General features: G+C 73.3%; 1 pseudogene. It reads left to right on the top strand.

Annotated elements, in window-relative coordinates:
• Positions 1 to 292 (top strand): annotated as a pseudogene (locus B3T77_RS11565) (two-component sensor histidine kinase); the annotation flags it as partial.

Genomic DNA, 292 nt, shown 5'->3' with positions numbered 1-292 from the left:
GCCGTGCTGCCCGATCCCGCCCTATGGCTGGGGCTGAAGGCGCGCGTCGCCGATCCCGATCCCGAAAGCCGTGTCGCCATCTCGGGCGAGGGCCGGACCGTGGACGGTCGCGTCGCCGCCTGGCAGACCCGACCCCTGCCGGACGGCGCGACGCTGGTCGCCTTCTCGGACGTGACGGCCCGACGCGGGCTGGAGCAGGCGCTGGTGCAGCGCGAACAGGCCCTGGCCGAAAGCCAGGCGCTGAAGCGCGAGTTCGTGGGCAGCGTCTCCTATGAGCTGCGCACGCCGCTGA

This window comes from Brevundimonas sp. UBA7838, from assembly GCF_002500885.1.
GTDB classification, from domain to species: domain Bacteria; phylum Pseudomonadota; class Alphaproteobacteria; order Caulobacterales; family Caulobacteraceae; genus Brevundimonas; species Brevundimonas vesicularis_C.
Note: the sequence above shows the minus strand (reverse complement) of the source record. Positions and strands in the feature narration are given on the sequence as shown.